Source organism: Bacillus sp. SIMBA_074 (assembly GCF_046534555.1).
GTDB classification, from domain to species: Bacteria; Bacillota; Bacilli; order Bacillales; family Bacillaceae_G; genus Bacillus_A; species Bacillus_A mycoides.
The window spans coordinates 1-282 of record NZ_JAWRYM010000372.1; the positions used below are offsets into that span (position 1 = coordinate 1).

Here is a 282-nt window from a genome sequence, read left to right on the forward strand (position 1 = left end):
ATGGCAAAATTGAACTCACCGGCAGCGATGAATTCAAGGCGTTTGCCATAAACGTCATTGTAAATAACGGGCTGCAGGTCAGCATGAAAAACCCAAGCCAGCAGCTTGCACTTGAGGAGGCTAAGCGGTTAGCCGGGCAGCCTGCAGCAGTCCCGGATATGGTCAGGGGGGAGCCGGTCGCAGCACCCGTAACCGCCGCTGCCAGCCCGGTACCGCCTGCTACTCCGGTAGCGCAACCTGTAACAGCTGCCAGCCCGGAAACGCCGGCTGTGCCGGTGTCAG

The 282-nt window shown here is 59.9% G+C and carries 1 protein-coding gene; it reads left to right on the forward strand.

Features of this window, described 5'->3' with window-relative positions:
* On the forward strand, positions 1-282 hold a 282-nt coding region (locus SB773_RS31215; RefSeq protein ID WP_410594154.1), incomplete at both ends, for a hypothetical protein.